The sequence below is a fragment of the Peribacillus sp. TE19612 genome (genome assembly GCF_056279465.1).
Genome location: NZ_JBWCCL010000005.1, coordinates 214,016 through 236,227, shown reverse-complemented (window position 1 = coordinate 236,227; position 22,212 = coordinate 214,016). Strand labels below are relative to the sequence as shown.

Here is a 22,212-nt window from a genome sequence, read left to right as displayed (position 1 = left end):
CACATTCATGATGTTGTTTCCTTAGAAATAGGGAGTTATATAGAATTGCTTATAGTGGAGGAGATAATTTGTTCAAGCAAAAACTGCATTTTTGGACGTTAGAGTTATTACTATTGTCTTTACTTTTTTATGTTGGTACAAAGATTTCTTTTCTTTTTGAACCAATAGTCATTTTTACATCTACATTGTTCTTTCCAATCTTGATTTCGGGTTTTCTCTACTTTTTGTTCAACCCTACCGTTGATTTCCTCGTTAAAAGGAGAATGCCAAGGGGATTGGCGATTTTATTGCTTTACGTACTTTTCCTTGGATTGATTAGTTTACTGGTCGGTCTGGTTGGCCCGTCACTTTCCAAACAGGTTACGGACTTAATCAATAACCTTCCGGATTATTTCAATCAAACAAGGAAGTTCATTGAAGATTCTGCGGAGTCAAAATGGTTTTTATGGACGGTGGAACAAGATTATGTACCTCTGCAAGAAGTAGGGGATTCGCTGCAAAAATATTTGACCAACTTACCTAGTAATATAACGAACAGTTTAACTTCCGTTTTCAGCGTAGTGACGAATATTACTTTAGTGGTCGTAACGGTTCCTTTCATCCTGTTTTATATGTTGAAGGATGGGGATAAGCTTCCGGCCGCCATTATGAAATTCGTACCGGTTCGCTATAGAAAACCAGCTTTAACAGTACTTCAGGAAACTGGCGGGACGCTTACTACATACATACAAGGGCAGATTCTTGTTTGCATGTTTGTCGGGATCGGAACGTTCATCGGGTATTTGATCATTGGTTTGCCTTACGCGTTCTTATTCGCGCTGATTGGTGCTGTAACCAATATCATTCCATATGTAGGCCCGTTTATCGGAGCCGCTCCTGCTGTCATTGTGGCATTGATTCATTCACCGACAGAGGCATTATTGGTCATTCTGGTGGTAACGGTCATTCAGCAATTGGATGGTAATTTCATTTCACCGCTAGTCATCGGGAAAAAATTGAACACACATCCGCTGACCATCATCATCCTATTGCTCGTGGCCGGAAACATTGCCGGTATCATCGGCATGATTTTGGCCGTTCCGACCTACTCGGTTGTTAAAACGATAGTATTGAATATCGTTAAATTCATCAGGATCCGAAAAGAGGAAAAGCTTGAAGAAGATATATTGGAATGAAAAAACGGGCCCGACTCAATTGAGTCGGGCCCGTTTTCTTAGTGTGGTAAATAGGTCACAAACCTAAGGAAATATATTTTACTTCCAAGAATTCTTCGATGCCCTGGTGTCCGCCTTCACGGCCGAGTCCGCTTTGCTTGAATCCGCCAAATGGAGCTTGCGGAACGGAGGGAAGTCCATCGTTCAAGCCAACAATACCGAATTCAAGTGCCTCGGTGAATTTGATGCCCTTTGTGATGTTTTCAGTGAAGACGTAAGCTGCCAAACCGAAGATGGAGTCATTTGCCCTCTTGATTGCCTCTTCATCAGTCTTAAAGGAGGCAATGGGAGCTAGTGGACCAAATGTTTCTTCCTTCATGCAGAGCATGCTGTCATCAATGTTGGACAATACGGTCGGTTCAAGAAAAAGGCCGCTTATTGATTTGCCGCCAGCTTCGAGCTTAGCGCCGCTGCTGATTGCTTCATCAATTTGTTTTTGAACCTTATCCACTGCATTTTGATCGATAAGCGGACCGATATCGACGCCATCTTCCAGTCCATTTCCTACCTTTAGTTCCTTGACCTTGGCAACGAGCTTTTCGATGAAGGCCTCTTGAATGGCTTCGTGGACATAAATGCGATTTGAACAGACGCATGTTTGTCCTGCGTTACGGAATTTTGAACTGATGATGCCATCAACCGCTTTATTAAGGTCGGCATCCTCAAGAACGATTGCTGGTGCGTGACCTCCGAGTTCAAGCGAGATTTTCTTTACCGTGTCTGCTGAGCCCCTCATCAGGGTTTTGCCGACTTCTGTAGAACCGGTAAACGTCAATTTACGAATCCTCGTATCTTGAAGCCAAGTTTCGCCGATTTCTGAGGATTTTCCTGTCACGACGTTGATGACTCCTTTTGGAATGCCAGCTTCTTCAGCTAATTCAGCCATTTTTAAAGCTGTTATGGGAGTCAGGTTTGCCGGTTTAATGACGACTGTGCAGCCGACGGCAAGCGCTGGTGCCACTTTTCTTGTAATCATGGCTGCAGGAAAGTTCCAAGGCGTAATGACAGCTACAACTCCGACAGGCTGTTTAGTCACGAAAAGCCGCTTATTGGACACGGAAGCAGGAATCGTTTCGCCGTATACCCTTTTTCCTTCTTCGGCAAACCAAGATAAAAAGCCATTGGCATATGTCATTTCACCAAGAGCTTCTTTAAGGGGCTTTCCTTGCTCTTCAGTCATGATTTTTGCCAGTTCTTCTTTATGATCATCAATCAATCGATGCCATTTCCAAATTAGTTCAGCGCGTTCGTAGACTGAGAGTGCAGCCCAGCCCGTAAAGGCTTCATATGCGGCATCTGCAGCCTTCGCCGCTTCAGTTGCACCGCCTTTAGGAACGGTGGCAACTACTTCATCCGTTGCCGGGTTTCTCACTTCAATTTTATCCAATCCAAAATCCGACCACTCACCGTTAATAAATAATCCGTAATCCTTCATGATAAAACCTCCTAATTTGGTTAAATCCATCAAACTACTAAAACTTTAAACTTTATACTTTTACCTGTTACATAAAAGTATAAACACTTTTCAGTGATTCTGAAATTTATTTGATTGGCTATTTATAGAAAAATGGCTTTCATTGCTAGAAAGGGAGAAATACACAAAAAAGAGGTGCAAGTTGCACACCTCTTCATTCAAGGTTCAATTATTTTTCCGATGAGACAGCCACTTCACTCATATCACCTGAGATGGCTTGGTTTGGATTGAATTCACCTTCTGATTTAGAAATGACCACTGTAGCGACACTGTTACCGATTAGATTGGTGATGGCGCGTGCTTCTGACATGAAGCGGTCGACCCCAAGCAGTAATGCCATTCCTTCAACTGGAATCATTGGGAAGGCAGCTAATGTTGCAGCAAGTGTGATGAAACCGGATCCCGTTACACCGGCAGCACCTTTGGATGTTAACATCAAGATTCCTAGAAGGGTCAATTCCTGCCAGATGCTTAAATCGACACCATAGGCTTGGGCGATGAAAATCGCAGCCATGGATAAGTAGATGGAAGTGCCATCAAGGTTGAAAGAATAACCGGTTGGGACAACCAAACCGACTACCGATTTTGAGCAACCGTATTTTTCTAGTTTTTTCATCACGCTTGGCAGGGCGGATTCCGATGAAGAGGTTCCTAAAACTAAGAGGATCTCTTCTTTTATATAGGCAATGAACTTGAAAATATTAAAGCCATACATTTTTGCAATCGAGCCAAGGATAAGAACGATGAAAAGTGCCATTGTGATATAAACACTGCCCATTAATTGTCCTAACGAGGTTAAAGAACCAAGGCCAAACTTACCGATTGTATAAGCCATTGCTCCAAATGCGGCCAATGGAGAAACTTTCATGATCATACCGACGATGCCGAAGAAAATGTCGGCAATATGCTGAAAGAAAGAAACGACTGGCTGCACTCTCGGTCCCATTGCCGCCATTGATAATCCGAATAATACGGCAAAGAATAGAATAGGGAGTAAGTCTCCGCCAGCCAGTGCGGCAACGGCATTATCAGGAATGATATTAGAAATGAAAGCAACGGCGCCATGTTCCGTTTCGGAAGCGGCTGTCGTAAATTGTGATACATCTCCGCCCTCGACTGAATCGATGTTAAAGCCTTTACCAGGTCCCAGCAGATTGACCACGATGATTCCGATGGCAAGTGCGAAAGTGGTGACGATTTCAAAATAAAGCAGGGCCTTACCGCCGATGCGGCCAACCTTTTTCATATCACCCATACCGCCAATTCCGATTACGACGGTTAAGAAGATGATTGGTGCGATGACCATTTTAATCATTTTAATAAATAAATCAGCCAATATCTTCAGTTGTTCACCGAAAGCAGGGAAGAAGAAACCGACTGTTATACCCAGAATGATACCGATGATGACCTGAACTGTTAAATTTTTTAATATTTTCAAGGGGCATTCTCCTTTGTTATATGATAGCGCTTTCTTAACTTGATAATAGTGTAACAGAAGAAAGAATCAGAATATTCTTTTGGTGATATTGTTTTCTTTTTGTTCTTTTTGGTCTTGGGGATTTTGAATAACTGAAGAGGAATTAAAAGTGGAGATTAGGATATAAAGAGATTACTAAGCCGTAAAAAAAATACCGGTGGAGCACCGGTATTGGAGAAAATCAATTTTCAAATGGTTTTATTAGTGCATATAGGGTTCCAATCACAGGAAGTTTCAAACCGACCTTGTCGGCTAGGCGCAGTGCACCGCCCTGTAAATGTTCCACTTCGAGGGTTAGGCCCTTCCGGCGGTCCTGGTGCATCGAAGAGGTGGATTCATCAGGTAAGCCTGCCATGTTTTCCAACGCTTGAACAATATTCTCCACAGTAATTCCGACGTCATAAGCATTTGCAAGCTCCTTCATTTCAACAAGGACCTTTTCTAGCAATCCATTGGTTTCCGGGTATCTCCGTATCGTGCCGATAGGGAGGTTCGATGCTGTTGTCACACCGGAAAACGCGGTGATGAACATGTATTTGATCCACATCCTGATCAATATGTTTTCCGTTCTGCTTACCTTCATGATAGCTGATCCCGCCGCCTGTTCGAATTCATCACAAATCTTTTTTTGTGACGGATGAAGCGGGCCATAGATTAAATCGTGATTTTCATTGGAGTGAATGACATGACCTTTTTCATCAAGGGTGGCGATGATGAAGGCACTTCCTCCCAAGACGGCTTCATCGCCCAGCGCCTCCTGTAAAATGGATATATGCTCCAATCCATTCAAAAGCGGGAGGACCTTTGCGCCCTTTTCAACAAGGTACTTTAAATCAGTAAGGGTGCCTTGCAGATGCTGGCCTTTTACGGCGAGAATCACGAGGTCGACCTTTTCGATATCATTTACATTCTCTGTGATATGAAGGTCGTTGAATTGGTAGTTTCCATGTGGGCTGGTTATGCTGATCCCGTTTTCCTTCAATTGTTTGGCGCGGTTTTTTCGGACAAGGTATTGAACATCCTGTCCGGCCTGCTGCAACCTGCCCCCAAAGTAGGAGCCGAGTGCCCCGGCCCCTATAATGACAATATTCAAAGCGCACACCTCTCTTTTGATTAAGATGTACTAATCATAACATTGACTGAAATTTCAGTAAATATTTCCGTTTGAAGGTCAACTGGTTGTTTAGATGTTTGTAAGAATGGGAAAAACAAAAGACCAGCCTGAAAGGTTTCAGGCTGGTGCTTATCATTATTTATAGATTTTTACTTTAACGGTTTTTCTGCCCCAATTGATAGCTTTTGAGTGAGAAGAGTAGAAGACGTCAATTTTATTCCCTTTGATTGCGCCGCCTTTATCTGCCGCAATGGCATCCCCGTATCCTTCTACATGAACTTTTGTTCCTAGTGGAATGACCTTAGGGTCGACTGAGATGGCTTTTACGTTAGGGTTTTTCTTTAAGTTAAGACCAGATGCTGTAATCCCGCTGCAGCCTTTGCAGTTCGCAGTGTAAGCTGTTGCCTTCACAGTGATCGTTTTATATTTCTTGGATGATGATGTTGTTTTTGCTTTAGCTTTAGCAGAGGTCGATGTTTTCTTGACCTTTAAAACTTGTTTTGGATGGATGTTATCTTTTTTCAGGTTGTTCCAACTTTTGAGTTGATTGACTGTTATATTATGTTTATTGGCGATACCCCATAGTGTGTCGCCGCTTTTAACTTTGTATGTAGTAGTAGCAGCCGATGAAACTCCGGAAAAACTAAATACCAAAAAGAAAGCAGTGAATAGTGGAAGTAGTATTTTTTTCAAAATGAATAGTCTCCTTTGTTTTAAATCGTAGACTTAGAATAACAGGTCTTTATGACAATAATGTTTCGGTGGAATAGTAATTGTGTTACAAAAAGGTTTCCCTTGATAAATAAATGTAATATAAACTAGGTCAAAAGTACTTATCTGTTAAATGTAAATATATTATTTATTATGTCAGTATAAGCGTATTTTTGTTAAATAGTGTTGATGTAATGGCGTATCCTGTTTAATGAGGCAATATATGGATGTATAACCCCTGGTTTTAAAGTCCTGTATATTTTGTAAAAAAACAACGTAATAATAGACGATTGAATGCTGTTTATTTTAGTGGGAGAGGATATTCGGAACATGAAAAAAGCCGACACTATGTGATGCCGGCTTTTTTCATGATTGGATTAATGTAAAATAAATTCAGAAGCGAAATCGACCAGCATTTTTTGGTAGACTGCTACTGATTCAAGATTGACGCATTCCCTATCTCCATGCCAGTTCTCGCCTTTTGGTCCGAATTCAATCGCTGGGATATCATATGCCGCAAAAAAGACGGTATCTGCAGAGCCATGTTGTCCAAAAATGACAGCATCTTGCTTGGTGTTTCTTTCGATAATCGGTCGGAGCAAAGTGATGAATGGGTCTGATTCTTCGGTTTTTACAGGTTTACTGTACATATTAAGGTGAACATTATTTCCTGTCACACTTTCGATCTGAGCAATGATTTCTTCCATTGTTTGCGTAGGAAGATAGCGAATATCAAGACTTAGCAAACAAGCATCAGGTACCTTATTATAGACATCCCCGCCTTTTATTTTTGCTAGGTTAAGTGAAGGGGAAGAGTAAAGGGGAGTATGATCCCGGGTGAAAGGAAGTTCCTTTATTTTTTGATAGAGATCATAGGCCTTTTCAATTGCATTCACGCCTTCCCATGGACGGCTTCCGTGTGCAGATTTGCCGGATACTTCAATATCGAGACGAAGGGCACCCTTTGCCTGGAGTCCGATTCCCAGTTGCGTCGGTTCAGCACAGATTACAAAGTCCCCCCGATAACCATGTTTCGCTAAATATCCGGAACAGTTCAACCCGCCAATCTCTTCATCCGATACGATCTGTAGCTGGATTTTTAAACCTAAGTCCTTATCTTTCAGTTCGGTAAATGCACACATCATCCCTGCAACTCCAGCTTTCATATCGGCTGTTCCGCGTCCATATAAATTTCCTTCATGAACCTCAGGGAAAAATTGATCCGGCGTACCGCTGACAACATCGACATGGCCATTCCAAATTAGGGTTTTATCCCCGCTGCCAATCTCGCTAACAAGCATTTTATAACCGTTATTTACGATCACATTCACGGTAAGTCCTTGATCTTTAAGCCAGTCCGCACAGTAATCTACCGCTTGGTTGGCTCCTTCTTTCGATGAACTGTCGATAGATACTAAATCTTTAAGTAACTCGATGAGCAAAAAGAAAACCTCCTAAAAATATGCATACTACTATTATATATACCCTTTCTGAATAAGGGTTAACTCGAAAATATTTTCCTGTTAAATAACGTTTAGCACTTTCATCCCCTGGGGTATGTAAAGGGGGAGCGACAATTTACATTCTTTAAGGAGGATGATAGATATGGATAAACGTATAATTGGTGTATATGAAACTGGAGAAGAAGCCATAAAGGCTGTTGAGTCATTACAGGCCCAAGGGTATAATCGTGAAGATATTTCAGTGGTAGCTAAAGATAAAGAAGAATTAAATGCAGTGAATGAAGAAACGGGTACAAAAGTTGAAGAGGGGCTCGCAGCTGGTGCGGCGACTGGCGGTATTTTGGGCGGTGCTGCCGGATTATTGGCAGGTGTGGGTGCGTTGGCGATTCCGGGAATCGGGCCGGTACTGGCTGCAGGACCGCTTGCTGCAACATTAGCCGGAGCGGCTGTAGGCGCTGGAACAGGAGGATTGGCCGGTACATTAATCGGAATGGGCATACCTGAAGACGAAGCGAATCGTTATGAAGCGGATGTAAAGAGCGGGAAATTGCTTGTGTTAGTCGATTCGGATGCGAGAAAATCCAGTTCTTCTTACTCGGGAATAACTGAAACCGATGCAACGCTGACGAATGGCAGAAGAACTCTATAAGTCGTCATTTTAAAAAGGACGGATCCCTTAGGGGCCGTCCTTTTTTTGATTAGAATGTGAATTTCTTTATTTCTTTGTGCATTTCCTGGGATAGGGCATCCAATTCACTAGCCAGGGCATTTAATTGTTCCATGGAAGCATTCGTTTGTTCTACGGAAGCTGATACTTCTTCAGTTCCTGCCGCAGTTTCCTGACTGATTGAATTTAATTTTTCTGCATTGCCCGCCATCCGTGTGACTTCGTTTACCATATCGTTCATCATCTGTTTTATTTCGTCAAAATTGCTGAATGTGTTCGCGATGATGGATGCAATGTGACTGAAAGCATTTTCCGTATCCGTTACAGAAGTATCCTGAAGATGGATTTTTTGATTGACTTGATCAATCAAATGAACGGTATTGGTTGTATCGTTTTGCATGGCTTGAATGATTTCAGAGATTTCTTTCAGTGATTTTTCCGTTTGTTCGGCCAATTTCTTCACTTCATCGGCAACAACTGCAAACCCCTTTCCGTGTTCACCAGCCCTCGCTGCTTCGATGGCAGCGTTCAGGGCGAGTAAATTCGTTTGTCCTGCAATCCCGCTTATGGTATCGCACTGATATCATTGGATCGTGCATCCAATGATTTGACTGCCGTGCTCATCCTATTGGATATTTGGGACGTTTCATTGAATTGTTGTTTCAGGCCTTGTACTTGAGTGATTCCGTTTTCGGAAGCCTTGAACATATTTTCGGATTCCGTGGCCATTTTTCCCGTTTGCGCTTCAAGATCATTGATTTTGTCAGCCAATAACTTTACGGCCATTTCGTTATTCTGCCCGACTTCGATTTGGTCTATGGCACCGGCTGCTATTTGTTCCATCGTCATGGCCACTTCGTTAGCTGCCGCTGAATTTTCATCGGCGCTGGCCACTAGCGTCATGGAGGAATCCGATACTTTATCGGAAAGGTTGTTGACAACCCCTAACATATGACTCATATTCCTGGTCATTAATCTGGTGTCTTCTGCAAGTTGGCCTATCTCATCTTTTCTGGAAATGGAATTCCAGGAGGTGAAATCGCCGTCAGCCATTTTCCGTATGGATTCCTGCAGCTTTTTAATGGGATTCGTTAAAGAACGGGTGATGAAGATGGCAGATAGTGCAGTGACGGTAAAGACAATCAACAGTGTGATGACATTGTCGATTATCATCGGGCTTGCCCGGACTTTCACTTCATTTTCCTCCATTACCCTCCATTACCCCTGCTATTCTCCATCCGGTGGTAGGATTTGTGGCGTATCCGACGATCCGGCTTTGCCCTTCAAATTCCTCGATCATTGATCCGGATTCACCTTTCATTTTTTTGAAAATATTTTCCTTTGATATATCGTGTGGAATTTTTTCCTTGTCTGGATGTGTAACGAATGACCCCTTCTGATCCAGCAAAACCGTATAGCCCGTTTCGCCGAATTTCGTTTGATTGACCATCGTGATCAATGTATCGATCGAGATGTCGACACCGAGCACGCCTATTAATTCATCTCGATCATCATATAGGGCCTTTGCTGCCGTAATGACAAGTTCATTCGTAGCCTGATCGGTATAAGGTTCCGTCCAAATGGTCTTGTTTTTTTGTTTCAATGCGGATTGATACCAATCCCTTTGTCTCGGATCGAAGTCAGCCGGCAAATCCGCTTTAGGGAATATTAATGTTTTTCCATCTTTCTCGGTGCCAAGGTATAAACCATTTATTTCAGAACTGCTTGACTGTGTATGGGAAAACTCATCCATTATGGATTCGGGGTTCTTATCATAGGTACTCATGATAGGATACTTACTGATCCTATCCAATTGATTTTCCGTTTTATGAAAGAAGATTTCGAAAGAATCGTTCATTGACTTGGCTTGCTCTTCCGTCGTTCCGGTAAGTTCCTTGGTCGTCAACTCGATACTATTTTTATAGCTCATGTAGGAGATGGCCATTCCGCTTATCATGATCAAAGCTAGAAAGGGAATCAATATTTGTTTTTTTAGCGAATTAAAATACCAGTCTGTCAGTCTTTTCATCTTTAAAATTCTCCTTATATACTTCTAATTAATTTTGACTTCTATTTGATATTTCGGTCTTCTTTCGCTTTTTTTGAAGGGACAAGTTAGAAAATTCCAATATTAATTTTGTCGTGAAGTGCAAAGGTGGGAAGGGGGTGGAATATAGTGGATAAAAAAAGAGCTGACTGCCATGGTCAACTCTTTCATTCATTGAATACTATTCGACTTGGATATTTTTTGTCCTGTCCATATACCATGTGTAAAATTCGTCTGCATATTCAACGGATACATCTTGGAGCTTTGTATGGTGTACAGGCTTGGAGCGGTTGATCGTTTCAATTGTGGCAAGCCCGAAAAGCTTTTGCAGCTTCGAACGTTCCACCTCAATTTGAATGACCTTGCTTCTTTTGGTAATGAATAGTGATGTTTCCAAACTTCCGGATTTGAACTGAATGAACTCATCATTTAACAAGTAACGGCTATTTTTGTAATCCATTATTCTCAATGTATAAATGAGGACGAGTAGAATCAGCGAGATATACCATAGGGAGGGTTTGAAATAATAAATCGCCAATGTTGTGAGAATCCAGAAAAAGCTGGGCCGCAGCATTCGGATTTTGAAGGCCTGTTTCGATAGTGACCTCATTGATCGTTCCACTTTGTAAGCAGGTAAAATCTCTTCTACCATCCCATATGCCCGTTCAATTGATAAAAAAGGATAGAGGGTGTTCGTTTCCAGCTCTTCATCACCGGTGCTTCCTGCACTGATCAGTTTCACTTCTGCCAACCCCAGCATTCTTTTTATGATTGATTGGGTGATTTCGACTGCTTGTACTTTTTCTTTCCGAATGGAAAAAGCAGATTCGTCCAGTACACCTTTTTTGATATATATGCGCTCGTGATCGGATGAAATTTCATATTTTCCATATTTAACGAATGTGGAAACGATTCCGAAGGCAACGGCGACACATATGAGGCCTGCAATAACGATGGTAATGATCCACCATGTATCCAATAACTTGCCAAAAAACCCTTCGGCGTTCTCCAAATCGATAAAATCATCGAGTGTATTATATAACGTAGCCAATATCGGGATAAGTGCCAGGAAACTGAGTGATGTAAAGGAAGCTTTCAGCACATCATGTTTGCTTGGAGTGAAATGGATCGTTTTTTCAATGGCTGGCTCCATATCCTCAGCAATTCGTTCTTCGGGAATATCCGCTTCAATAACCGGAAGTTCTTGTTTTGAAGCATATTCCCCCTCAAGCCGTTCGGCCTCTTTTCGGGAAATCATCTCGAAAGGTACGCTACCCTGATCACCAGTCATCCCCGTTTCGAATGTTAAAGAGGTCAATCTGAAAATCTTATGAAATAACGTCGTGCGTTGCTGGACATTCTGAACCTTATGAAGCGGGACAGTTCGATACGATTTCGAGACAAGCCCTGAAGTAATGTATAAGGTACCTTCTTTGATTTGGTATTTGTATGTATACCATTTAAGGATGACAGAAATGACTTTCCAAACCAAATAAACTAGAAAGCCGATTTGGAGTACCTTCATATACATCTTTTCAGAACCGAAATTCAGGACATAAAGCATGATTATGAAAAATACATTTCCTTTCAGCAATTTCCAAAATTCGAAAGGGATTTTGATAGGGTGTAATCGTTTTGCGTGTTCTTCCATCATTAATCCACTTCCTTAATTTTTGCGAAATGGGCAATTTTATCTCGTAATTCATACGCCTCTTTCTCGGGGATGGCTGGTATGTCATGAGAATCGCCCATTGTTCCGATGCTTAGGGAATAAAGGTTGTATTTTCGCAAAAACGGTCCTTGGTTCAATTTGACGGATTGAACCTTCGTCATCGGAATGAGTTCATGCGTTTCACTCCAGGCTCCACGTTTTGTTTGAATGAATTCTTCGTTCACGTCGTAACGCCAATACTTTTGCAAAAGTATCGGTTCAATGAAGATGGACCAGATAGCATGGAAAAAAGATAATACGATAAGTCCGTTTAAAATCCATCCAATCCATTCTTTCCAAGTGAAGTAATCATCAACAAATAATAGGATGCCAAGGACGGCGAGGATAATGAGATTGGTAATAGCTTCAGTCATCCGCCACACCTTCACTGATTCTTTGGATATTTTCTTCGTAGGTGGCTGTATCTTGGAATACATATATTCACTCCTTACTATGTCTTTATACTTATACGGATTATCTTGCAAAAAAGTTCCCTATTAAAGGTATATGTATAGAAATTATGCAGTCGCATACCGTGGAGTGGCGGGCGAATAATCCTGCAGTTTCCCGAGTATGTATAAATAAGGAGTTTTCTAGTGGATCTTTTCTTTTTATATGACCGAATAATGGACAAGATAGAAGTGGTGAGTTTCTAGAGTGGGAGTGATAGGTTTGACGTATAAAAGGAAGTTGAGTTTTATATTCTTCCTGTTTTTGATTTGTTTTTTTAATGGAGAATCGATGCAGGCTGCGAATGATGATGGAACCCTAGGGCAGGAAATTCAACGAATATTGGAGCAATCGCCAGGATTGGCTGGGGCGTTGACGGGAATTTCCATCCGTTCAGCTGAAACGGGGGAAATGATTTATGAACGGGGATCGCAAACGAGATTGCGGCCTGCTTCGAATCTTAAGCTTTTGACAGCAGCAGCTGCGTTGGAAACTTTAGGGGAAGATCATGCTTTTCAAACGGAACTATACATAAAAGGAGTGCAGGTTGGCCAGGTTCTGCAGGGCAATGTATACCTGAAGGGAAAAGGGGATCCCACATTATTGGAAAAGGATTTTGATGAGCTGGCAGCTTCACTGAAGCAAAGGCACGTTAAGTTCGTTCACGGGGATCTTATAGGGGACGATTCTTGGTATGATGATGTTCGTTATTCCCAAGACTTAGTTTGGAGCGATGAACAGGAATATTACGGTGCAGCCGTTTCGGCTTTAACTGCTTCCCCGAATGAAGATTACGATACCGGTACCATCATCGTGGAGATAGCCCCTGGGGGAAAGGCTGGAAAGAGGGCAACGGTAAAGCTGGAGCCTGAAACCGATCACGTGAAGGTCATCAACAAAACGAAAACTGTATCGGCAGATGCTAATAATAAGATTGAAATCGAACGGTCTCATGGCACACAAGTCATTACGATGACCGGGACCATTCCGGAAGATGCCGGGGTGACCAAAGAGTGGATCTCGGTGGAAGATCCCACAGAATATGCCTTGAGCCTATTTGAAAAATCAATGAAGAAATATGGAATTAAAGTGTTGGGAAAAAGGAAAAAAGGGAAAACGCCAGTAGGAGCGGACATGATTGCCACTCATCAGTCCATGCCGCTTTCACAGCTGCTTATTCCTTTCATGAAATTGAGCAATAACAGCCATGCCGAGGTTTTGGTGAAGGAAATGGGCAAAGAGGCAGAGGGGGAGGGAAGCTGGAAGGATGGTTTGAAGGTTGCTCGAAATCAGCTGAAGAGAGTATGGGTCTCGATATGCAAACGATCATGATGCGTGATGGGTCTGGAATTTCCCAAGTCAATATGATTCCAGCGAATGAAATAACGAAGCTGCTGTATGCCATTCAGGAAAAAACGTGGTTTCCTGCTTACTTGAATGCTTTACCGATTGCAGGCAACGAAAATCGGATGGTGGGCGGTACGCTTAGAAAGAGGATGAAAGGGACACTTGCAGCCGGGAATGTCCGCGCGAAAACAGGGACAATTTCAGGTACGAGCTCCTTATCAGGTTATGTGACGACCAAAAGAGGGGAAAAAATCATATTTTCAATCATCTTGAATAATTTTGTAGAAGAAAAAGGCATTACGGCAATCCAGGATAAGATAGCCGTAATGCTCGCAGAACAGGAAAACCTATTGGGAAGCGGCCATTAGTATCCATGGAAAGCTAAGTTGAAGTTCAGGATCTGCGAGAAAAAGCCAAATCATTTCTTCGGCAAGTCCGAATTGGCAGCATAATGCCGATAAGCCATTTTATTTGCTGACCTGATCAGGTTTCAATCGCAGATCCGAATGGCGTATTCAAATCGATGGTCATTATATAACATTGCATCAAGTCGGCATTCGAACCTTCGAAGGCCTTTCTCCGATATATATGTCTATAACAAGAAGTTTTCAAGTCCATTACATGTTGATCATAGACAGTTTCTCCATGAAGTGGAGGGAAAGGGGCCTTTTCCTTCTCTGTTTCTTTAACAGACATGAAGCTGGGGGCAAATTGGATTTTATTCAATGCCAGCACCTTCTGCTTATTTTTTAAAATTATCCCCTCAAGGAAGGAGTTTAAGGGAGGATTAATAGAAATAAGTAGTATAGGGGGGAATGCTTATGAACTTTCCAACACTCAATGGACAGTATACGATCAGCAGTCTTATAGCTGAAATTCACGAAATTTCCAAAAAACGCTCACTCTATATATTGGCCATAGATGGCCGGGGCGGATCTGGAAAAAGTACACTCGCTGCCCGTATCCAAGCAGAATGTCCAGGTAGCGTGGCCGTTCATATGGATGATTTTTATTTGCCGTCACCGGAAAGGGTTCAACTGCCTCCATCCCAAAAGCCTATCGGGGCGGATTATGATTGGGAACGGGTTTGTAACCAAATCCTAAAACCGCTTACAAAGGGGAAAGAAGCAAGATATCAAAGGTATGATTGGAAAACGGACACTATGGCCGAATGGCATGAAGTTCCTGCTGGGGGCCTTGTCATTATAGAAGGAACGTATTCTATCCGTGAAGAATTGGCAGGGTACCATGATTTCACGATTTGGGTGGAATGTCCCCGTGATCAGCGTTTGAAACGTGGCCTTGAGCGGGATGGTGAAGATGCGCGTCAAATATGGGAGGATAATTGGATGGTTCATGAAGATCTCTATGTGGGTGTGCAAAGGCCTCAAGAAAGAGCGGATCTTGTTGTGGACGGAATGAGCTGAGCCAGAGGATATTTTAATTGTAAGGGTTTACCTATAAAATATATTGTATGTTTAGATGAATTTCCGGGGAGCCGGAAACAGGGGGGAAACTATGTTTACTAATGAAGAACAAGCTGCCGTATATAAAGCCATTTATAACCGCAGGGATATCAGGAGTTTTTTGCCAAAGCCCATTTCAAAGGATATACTCCGCAGAATTTTGGATGCTGCACATCATGCGCCGTCTGTAGGATTCATGCAGCCTTGGAGTTTCATCGTGATTTCGTCTCAGGAAACCAAGGACAGTTTGGCATGGGCAGCGGATAAAGAAAGAAGGGCCCTCGCTATTCATTATGAAGGAGGTAAAGAAAATAAGTTTCTTAGTTTGAAAGTGGAAGGGTTAAAAGAAGCACCATATACCATTTGTGTTACGTGCGACCCGACACGGGGAGGCTCCCATGTTTTAGGGAGGAACTCCATTCCGGAAACCGATATCCTATCCACTGCCTGCGCCATTCAAAATATGTGGCTGGCTGCCTATGCGGAAGGATTGGCAATGGGATGGGTAAGCTTTTATAAGAAAAATGATATTCGTGATATTTTGGAGATTCCGCCGCATATAGAACCTGTTGCACTCCTGTCGATTGGCTATACGGATCAATATCCGGATAAACCCATTCTTGAACTTGCCAATTGGGAAAAAAGAAGGCTGATGGATGAACTTATTTTCGAGGATAAATGGGGGAATAAATAAACCGATATATTATGATTCCAAAACTGTTTATTAAGCCCCTGGTTCAGGGGTGGAAAATATAGAAGACTCTTACAATAGATACTCCTTTGTAAGAGTCTTTTTAAAATTCGGTTTGATTTTAAAATCTGCGCCGTTTTGAAGATCCCGGTATACCGAGGTCTTCACGGTATTTTGCAATAGTGCGGCGGGAGATCTTCGTCCCTTCATTTTCGAATATTTGACAAAGTTTCTGATCTGAAAAAGGCTTTATTTTATCTTCATCGGCAATCAGGACCTTTATTTTTTCTTTGATGGTGGTCGATGATTCGGTTGCTGGGCTGTTCACGCGGTGTAACCCTCTAGTAAAGAAGTTCCTTAGTTTAAAGAGGCCATGCGGCGTCTGGATATATTTATTGCTTGTCGCCCTGCTGATTGTTGATTCATGAAGCTGAAGTTTTTCCGAAATGTTCTTCAGTGTCATAGGTTTTAATCCCGTAATTCCCTTCATGAAAAACTCATGCTGCTCCTCCACGATTGACGCGGTCACTTTGTAAAGCGTCATTTGCCTTTGTTCGAGCCCTTTTAACAGTAATTGGGCATCATTTATGTGCCCTTTTATATAATCTTTAGCTGGATTAACAGAATTGATGGCGACGTGGTTCTTGTAGTAAGGATTGATGGAAAGTATAGGTGTACAGCTATCGTTGACCGTTATCAGAAAACCTTCTTTATCTTTTTCCACGTAAACGTCTGGAACGATGTAATGAGTCATATCATCGGAAAAGTGACTGACAGGACGCGGGTTTAACGTACGGATGAAATCCGAGGTCTCTTGTACTTCCTGAACGGTCACTTGGTGAAGTGCGGCAATTTTCCTGTAGCGTTTTTCTGCTAAATCTTCTAAGTGCTTTTTAACGATCTTATACGCCAATTCATTGTGATTATCATGCTCACGCAGCTGAATGAGTAAACAATCGGTCAGATCTTTAGCACCGACTCCAATTGGGTCAAGGGATTGCAATATTTGAATCATATTTTCGATTTCTTCCACGGGTACGGAAAAATGCGAAGCAGTCCAATGGACATCCAATTCTAGAAATCCATAATCATTTAAGTTTCCAATCAAAAATTGGAGAATCTTCTTTTCAAATGTATTCAATGAACTTAGTAAACTCAATTGTTCCAGTAAATGCCTTTCAAGTGTTTCTGTGTTGACTGAATAATTGTTGATAGGGTTGTAATCATTGTCTCCGTTGAAACTTTTACTTTTAGAGGAAGAACGGCGTATCTGAGAATTTATTTTATTTGTACGAATACTAAGTGAAGCGAGGGGTTCTTTAAAGCTAATTTCGAGAACGGGATTTTCGTAAGCCTGCCGGTTCAGGAAATCTATCAGTTCATGGGTGGAATATTGAAGGATATTGATCGATTGCTGTAATTCAGGGGTTAATGACAACTTCAAGGTTTGTTTTTGGTACAGTTCAAATCCTACCTGCATATATATCAACTTCTTTCATTTAGATTAACATAGCGGCTCAAAAGGAATGAAAAAATATTAACATGATAATAATATAAATCTTCCGAAAATTCAACATTGTGTGTCAGGTTTTGTAACATCAAATAGAAATAAAGAGGGGGATTCGAAAAAATGCTGTCATTCAGTAGTTAATCTAATGAATGGGGGTTGATTGATTCGAATGTGAATCAAATGATTTATATGTGAATCAACACGTGCTCCTATTGATTTATATATGAATCATTTTAACTTGAATACCTTTAATATAAGGTTCATATAATTTGGCATGCTTCTTGCTACATCTATAAATATAAAAATAAACTAGCTTGAAAAAATCCATTACATGAGAAGGGTGTTTTTTACATGATTAAAGAGACTACGAGTATTCAGGAATTAATCGATTTGGATAAAAAGCATTTTATTCATCCGACTACTGCAATCGAACAACAGCAGGCAGATGGTCCAAGTTTCATCTTTAAGGAAGGAAAGGGAATATATCTTACGGATGTCACGGGCAGGACTGTCATTGATGGCATGGCTTCACTTTGGAATGTGAATATTGGACATGGACAAGAAGAGATGGCTGAAGTCGCGAAGGAACAAATGGCCAAATTAGCTTTCACCTCAAGTTTCGCCACTTTCAGCAATGAGCCGGCAATCCGTTTGGCGGCCAAAATCGCATCCATCGCGCCTGGGGATTTGAATGCAGTTTTCTTCACTTCAGGTGGATCGGAGTCGAATGATACAGCGATCAAACTTGCTCGTCATTACTGGCTTTTGAAAGGGCAGCCTAATCGTCAAAAAATCATTTCCCGCTCGAAATCCTATCATGGAGTTGCAATGGGAGCTACAAGTGCGACTGGCCTGAAGCCATTCCGGGATTTCACGAATTCAATCGCACCTGATTTTTATCATGTGGACGGTTCCTCCATCGAGGAGTTGCGTAAGGTCATAGAACAGGAAGGACCGGAAACGATTGCGGCATTTATCGCTGAACCGATTCAAGGGGCCGGTGGCGTGAACCTTCCTCCTGAAGGCTATTTTAAGGAAGTAAGGGAAATTTGTGATGAATACGGCATTTTGATGGTGACGGATGAAGTCATTACAGGTTTCGGAAGAACAGGGACTTATTTTGGGATTGAACACTTTGGTGTTGTGCCTGATATGATGTGCTTTGCAAAAGGTGTGACGAGTGGATATGCACAGTTAGGCGGGGTTGTCCTGAATGATAAGATGCATCAGGATTTCATTGCCCTTTCAAAAGGTACGCTTTTACACGGCTACACATACAGTGGCCATCCGATGGCATGTGCGGTTGCTTTGAAAAATATTGAAATAATTGAACGTGAAAACCTTATAGAAAACTCGAAACAGCGTGGTGAAGAGTTGCTTGCCGGCTTTAAGAAGCTACAAAGCAAACATCCGATTGTTGGTGATGTGAGGGCACTTGGACTAATTGGAGGCATCTCCATCGTAAAGGACAAACAAACAGGTGAAGGCTTTGAGACACAGCTTGCTCCAAGACTTGTTGCCGAAGCTGCGAAGAATGGTTTGATTTGCCGTTCGGTTACGTTTGATCAAGATACACTCGTATTCGCACCGCCTTTAATCATTACTAAAGCAGAAGTCGAAAGAATGATTGAAATCCTTGATGAGACATTTACTGCAGTCGAAAAAGAAATTTTATAAGAGGTGAAAGTGATGGTCATGACGGAAACGCTGAAAAAGAAATTATACATTAATGGTAAATGGCAAGAAGCTGAAAAGTTCACGACACTAAAGTCCCCTTATAGCGGGGAAGTTCTAGCGGAGATTCCCTCGGCAAGCCTTGAAGATGTCGAGTTGGCCATAGAATCAGCCTATCAGGCTAGAAAAACGATGGCAGCTTTACCTAGTCATAAACGCGCTGCCATACTTGAAAAGCTTGCGAGCCTTTTGGAAAGCCGCAAAGATGAGGCAGCTGAAATTATTGCAAAAGAGGCAGCGAAACCGATTAAAACGGCAATGGTTGAAGTATCCCGGACGATTGCCACATATAAATTTGCAGCAGAGGAAGCAAAAAGGATTCATGGAGAAACATTGACCATGGATGCCACAGCTGACGGAGAAGGAAGGATAGGATACACGGTCCGTGAGCCTCTAGGCGTTGTGGGTGCGATTACGCCATTTAATTTTCCGATGAACCTGGTTGCCCATAAAGTGGGCCCGGCCATTGCTGCCGGAAATACACTCGTCCTGAAACCTGCGAGCCAAACACCGCTATCTTCACTGTTTCTTGCTGAATTATTGGCCGAAACGGATTTGCCGGCAGGTGCGTTTAATTTAGTTACCGGAAGCGGTTCGGTAATCGGTGATAAATTAGTCACCGATTCACGGGTGAAGAGCATCTCATTTACTGGAAGTCCGGCTGTAGGAATCGGGATCCGTAATAAGGCCGGGTTAAAGAAAGTGAGTCTTGAACTAGGTTCGAATGCGGCTGTCATCGTGGATAAAGGGATCGATATCGATAAAATCATCCAACGCTGTGTATCGGCAGCATTCGCTTTTCAAGGGCAGGTCTGCATTTCCTTACAGCGCGCTTATGTTCATGAAGAGGTGTATGATGAGTTCGTCAAAAAATTCACGGAAGCAACGAATGGCTTGAAACTGGGAGATTCTTTGGACCCATCTGTGGATATTTCAGCATTGATCAGCGCCGGGGATGTACAGCGAAGCCTGGATTGGATCGGTGAAGCTAAACAACACGGTGCGATAGTTGCAGCAGGAGGTAAATCTGAAGGAAATATCCTGCATCCCACTGTGTTGCTGGAAGTGGATGCAATGCTTAAGGTATCTTGTCAGGAAGTCTTCGCTCCAATTGTTTTGATCAATAAGGTTTCTTCCGTTGAGGAAGCGATTGACTTGGTCAATGATTCCGAATTCGGATTGCAGGCCGGGATTTACACGGAAAATATCAATCTGGCTCTTTCTGCCGCAGAAAAATTGGAAGTCGGCGGTGTTATCATTAATGATATCCCAACTTACCGTGTTGACAACATGCCATATGGCGGAGTCAAAAAAAGCGGGACTGGGCGCGAAGGGTTGAAATATGCCATTGAAGAAATGACGGAAATGAAATTGGTCATTATTAATCGGAATTAATCAGAAGAGAGGTGAGCAGCTGCTCATCTCTTTTTTCTATGAAACTAGGAAGAGTTTTGCCTATGGGTTATGCAAAAATGAATAGGTAATTCACGACTGAATTTAAATATGAGCGGAATGGGCAAAAAACCGTGAGTTAACTAAAATTTCAAACTGGCATGAATCTTGCTCATATTATATATAGGTAGATAACTTAAAACAGAGGAGGAAATTACATGCAGGAAACTTTGCAAAATAATACGAAAAAAGAAGGAACGGGAGCATTGGACTTAAAGATGTTCATCAATGGGGAATGGGTGAATTCGACTTCGGGTGAGAAGAGGGATGTATTGAATCCGGCCACGGGGGAAGTTATTGCCAAAGCAGCGGAAGGAACACAGGAAGATGTGGATGCAGCGGTCGAGGCAGCAAAATATGCTTTCTATGAAGGGGGTTGGTGGGGAACTCCTGCCGTCGAAAGAGCTCGCATTTTATTCAAAATAGCCGACAAAATAGAAGAAAAAGCTGAAGAACTAGCTGCGTTGGAAACATTGGATAATGGGAAACCATTGCGTGAGGCTCGTTTTGATATAGCTGATTCGGCAGCATGTTTTAGATATTATGCAGGATTGGCCACAAAACCGACAGGTCAGACTTTTGAAGTTCCTGACGGCCAGCAATCGATGGTCGTAAGGGAACCGATCGGTGTATGCGGGCAGATCGTTCCTTGGAATTTCCCGCTAATGATGTCAGCCTGGAAACTCGCTCCGGCACTTGCTGCAGGAAATTCCGTTGTGTTCAAACCATCTGAGATCACTCCGGTGACGGCGGTCAAACTATTTGAAATCATGGATGAGGTAGGATTGCCAAAAGGTGTCGCGAACCTTGTGTTAGGAGCGGGGCCAGTTGTCGGACAAGCCATTGCAGAGCATGAGGAAATCGATAAAGTAGCCTTTACAGGAGGCACGGCAACAGGACGTAAGATCATGGAGGCTTCGCTGGGTAACCTAAAGAAAGTCACATTGGAGCTCGGCGGCAAATCGCCTAATATCGTATTTGCGGATTCTGACTTTGAGACTGCCGTTGATTATGCTCTATACGGGATTTTCTGTAATCAAGGACAAGTGTGCTCAGCAGGCTCCCGTTTACTATTGGAAGAGTCCATTTACGATCAGTTCATTGCAAGTCTTACGGCGAAGGCGAAAAAAATCAAAGTAGGTTCAGGTTCTGATGAAAACAGCCAGATGGGACCTATCGTTTCAGAAGCCCATATGAACAAAATATTATCGTATATCCAAATCGGAAAAGAAGAAGGTGCCAAATTAATCGTCGGTGGAAATCGAATTAAAGAAGAAGGCATGGATAAAGGTTACTTTGTCGAACCTACTATTTTTGTTGATACGACACCGGATATGCGGATTGTGCAGGAAGAAATTTTTGGACCGGTGCTCGTCGTTCAAAAATTCAAGGATGAAGCGGAAGCTCTACGACTTGCCAATGATACGAAATATGGTTTAGCGGGAGCGGTGTTCACGAATGATATCTCAAAAGCGTACCGTGTCATTAAAAAAGTGCGTGCCGGCATCACGTGGATAAACTCATATCATCCGACTTACAACGAAGCTCCTTGGGGAGGGTTCAAGCAAAGTGGAAATGGACGCGAACTGGGAACTTTCGGTTACGAAGCTTACACCGAAGTGAAGCAAATCAATAACAACTTGGATATCCAGCCAACAGGCTGGTTTGATGAAGAGTAAATAGC

General features: G+C 42.4%; 19 protein-coding genes and 1 pseudogene. 8 read left to right on the top strand and 12 right to left on the bottom strand.

Features of this window, described 5'->3' with window-relative positions; translation table 11 throughout:
• Positions 1 to 68: 68 nt before the first annotated feature.
• A complete protein-coding gene (locus tag ACZ9AO_RS11270) occupies positions 69 to 1,175 on the top strand; it encodes an AI-2E family transporter (RefSeq protein WP_251541556.1) in 1,107 nt (368 codons plus the stop codon).
• A 55-nt stretch (positions 1,176 to 1,230) separates the two neighbouring features.
• Here ACZ9AO_RS11270 and ACZ9AO_RS11265 read toward each other — a convergent pair whose 3' ends face one another.
• The 5 genes from ACZ9AO_RS11265 to ACZ9AO_RS11245 all read right to left on the bottom strand — a co-directional run bounded on the left by ACZ9AO_RS11265 (position 1,231) and on the right by ACZ9AO_RS11245 (position 7,432).
• Positions 1,231 to 2,649, bottom strand: a complete 1,419-nt coding sequence (locus tag ACZ9AO_RS11265) for an NAD-dependent succinate-semialdehyde dehydrogenase (RefSeq protein WP_476109081.1) — start codon at positions 2,647 to 2,649, stop codon at positions 1,231 to 1,233.
• Between the two features lie 208 nt (positions 2,650 to 2,857).
• The gene (locus tag ACZ9AO_RS11260) at positions 2,858 to 4,126 is read right to left on the bottom strand and encodes a dicarboxylate/amino acid:cation symporter (protein WP_251541553.1); all 1,269 of its coding nucleotides are present in this window, start codon (positions 4,124 to 4,126) and stop codon (positions 2,858 to 2,860) included.
• 220 nt (positions 4,127 to 4,346) lie between these two features.
• Positions 4,347 to 5,258, bottom strand: coding sequence for a ketopantoate reductase family protein (locus tag ACZ9AO_RS11255; RefSeq protein WP_476109080.1), 912 nt, complete (start codon positions 5,256 to 5,258; stop codon positions 4,347 to 4,349).
• A 156-nt stretch (positions 5,259 to 5,414) separates the two neighbouring features.
• A complete protein-coding gene (locus tag ACZ9AO_RS11250; protein WP_048685034.1) occupies positions 5,415 to 5,972 on the bottom strand; it encodes a 3D domain-containing protein in 558 nt (185 codons plus the stop codon).
• 395 nt (positions 5,973 to 6,367) lie between these two features.
• Positions 6,368 to 7,432: a M20 family metallopeptidase gene (locus ACZ9AO_RS11245; protein ID WP_048685036.1), complete on the bottom strand. Its 1,065-nt coding sequence runs from the start codon at positions 7,430 to 7,432 to the stop codon at positions 6,368 to 6,370.
• Between the two features lie 163 nt (positions 7,433 to 7,595).
• Here ACZ9AO_RS11245 and ACZ9AO_RS11240 point away from each other — a divergent pair, with 163 nt between their 5' ends.
• Complete coding sequence (locus ACZ9AO_RS11240; protein WP_063595257.1) at positions 7,596 to 8,102, top strand: general stress protein; 507 nt, start codon at positions 7,596 to 7,598, stop codon at positions 8,100 to 8,102.
• Between the two features lie 49 nt (positions 8,103 to 8,151).
• Here ACZ9AO_RS11240 and ACZ9AO_RS11235 read toward each other — a convergent pair whose 3' ends face one another.
• The 5 genes from ACZ9AO_RS11235 to ACZ9AO_RS11215 all read right to left on the bottom strand — a co-directional run bounded on the left by ACZ9AO_RS11235 (position 8,152) and on the right by ACZ9AO_RS11215 (position 12,315).
• Positions 8,152 to 8,640, bottom strand: coding sequence for a methyl-accepting chemotaxis protein (locus ACZ9AO_RS11235; RefSeq protein ID WP_476109134.1), 489 nt, complete (start codon positions 8,638 to 8,640; stop codon positions 8,152 to 8,154).
• A 44-nt stretch (positions 8,641 to 8,684) separates the two neighbouring features.
• Positions 8,685 to 9,329: a HAMP domain-containing protein gene (locus tag ACZ9AO_RS11230; protein ID WP_476109079.1), complete on the bottom strand. Its 645-nt coding sequence runs from the start codon at positions 9,327 to 9,329 to the stop codon at positions 8,685 to 8,687.
• Entirely contained in the window at positions 9,316 to 10,149 is an 834-nt protein-coding gene (locus ACZ9AO_RS11225; RefSeq protein ID WP_476109078.1) for a cache domain-containing protein, read from the bottom strand. The genes ACZ9AO_RS11230 and ACZ9AO_RS11225 overlap by 14 nt, the downstream gene beginning before the upstream one ends.
• 199 nt (positions 10,150 to 10,348) lie before the next feature.
• Positions 10,349 to 11,821: a PH domain-containing protein gene (locus ACZ9AO_RS11220; protein WP_476109077.1), complete on the bottom strand. Its 1,473-nt coding sequence runs from the start codon at positions 11,819 to 11,821 to the stop codon at positions 10,349 to 10,351.
• Positions 11,821 to 12,315 carry a PH domain-containing protein gene (locus ACZ9AO_RS11215; RefSeq protein ID WP_034305830.1) on the bottom strand — a complete coding sequence of 165 codons (495 nt, stop codon included), beginning with the start codon at positions 12,313 to 12,315 and terminating at the stop codon, positions 11,821 to 11,823. The genes ACZ9AO_RS11220 and ACZ9AO_RS11215 overlap by 1 nt, the downstream gene beginning before the upstream one ends.
• Positions 12,316 to 12,619: 304 nt before the next feature.
• Here ACZ9AO_RS11215 and dacB point away from each other — a divergent pair.
• A pseudogene (dacB, locus tag ACZ9AO_RS11210) lies at positions 12,620 to 14,043 on the top strand (D-alanyl-D-alanine carboxypeptidase/D-alanyl-D-alanine endopeptidase).
• 115 nt (positions 14,044 to 14,158) lie between these two features.
• Here the strand turns inward: dacB and ACZ9AO_RS11205 are convergent.
• Positions 14,159 to 14,401 carry a hypothetical protein gene (locus tag ACZ9AO_RS11205; protein WP_476109076.1) on the bottom strand — a complete coding sequence of 81 codons (243 nt, stop codon included), beginning with the start codon at positions 14,399 to 14,401 and terminating at the stop codon, positions 14,159 to 14,161.
• Between the two features lie 95 nt (positions 14,402 to 14,496).
• Here ACZ9AO_RS11205 and ACZ9AO_RS11200 point away from each other — a divergent pair, with 95 nt between their 5' ends.
• Both ACZ9AO_RS11200 and bluB read left to right on the top strand, forming a co-directional pair.
• Positions 14,497 to 15,102: a uridine kinase family protein gene (locus tag ACZ9AO_RS11200; RefSeq protein WP_476109075.1), complete on the top strand. Its 606-nt coding sequence runs from the start codon at positions 14,497 to 14,499 to the stop codon at positions 15,100 to 15,102.
• 91 nt (positions 15,103 to 15,193) lie between these two features.
• Positions 15,194 to 15,835, top strand: coding sequence for a 5,6-dimethylbenzimidazole synthase (gene bluB, locus ACZ9AO_RS11195; protein WP_048685051.1), 642 nt, complete (start codon positions 15,194 to 15,196; stop codon positions 15,833 to 15,835).
• Between the two features lie 118 nt (positions 15,836 to 15,953).
• Here bluB and rpoN read toward each other — a convergent pair whose 3' ends face one another.
• Positions 15,954 to 17,312, bottom strand: a complete 1,359-nt coding sequence (gene rpoN, locus ACZ9AO_RS11190; RefSeq protein ID WP_476109074.1) for an RNA polymerase factor sigma-54 — start codon at positions 17,310 to 17,312, stop codon at positions 15,954 to 15,956.
• A 381-nt stretch (positions 17,313 to 17,693) separates the two neighbouring features.
• On the opposite strand from rpoN, the gene ACZ9AO_RS11185 reads away from it, so the two are divergent.
• The 3 genes from ACZ9AO_RS11185 (at position 17,694) to ACZ9AO_RS11175 (ending at position 22,207) form a co-directional block, all read left to right on the top strand.
• On the top strand, positions 17,694 to 19,019 hold the full coding sequence (locus ACZ9AO_RS11185; protein ID WP_048685056.1) for an aminotransferase family protein: 1,326 nt from the start codon (positions 17,694 to 17,696) through the stop codon (positions 19,017 to 19,019).
• 18 nt (positions 19,020 to 19,037) lie between these two features.
• Positions 19,038 to 20,471 (top strand): aldehyde dehydrogenase family protein, encoded by a 1,434-nt coding sequence (locus ACZ9AO_RS11180; RefSeq protein WP_053537139.1) that lies wholly within the window; start codon positions 19,038 to 19,040, stop codon positions 20,469 to 20,471.
• 215 nt (positions 20,472 to 20,686) lie between these two features.
• The gene (locus ACZ9AO_RS11175; RefSeq protein WP_048685059.1) at positions 20,687 to 22,207 is read left to right on the top strand and encodes an aldehyde dehydrogenase family protein; all 1,521 of its coding nucleotides are present in this window, start codon (positions 20,687 to 20,689) and stop codon (positions 22,205 to 22,207) included.
• Positions 22,208 to 22,212: the final 5 nt, after the last annotated feature.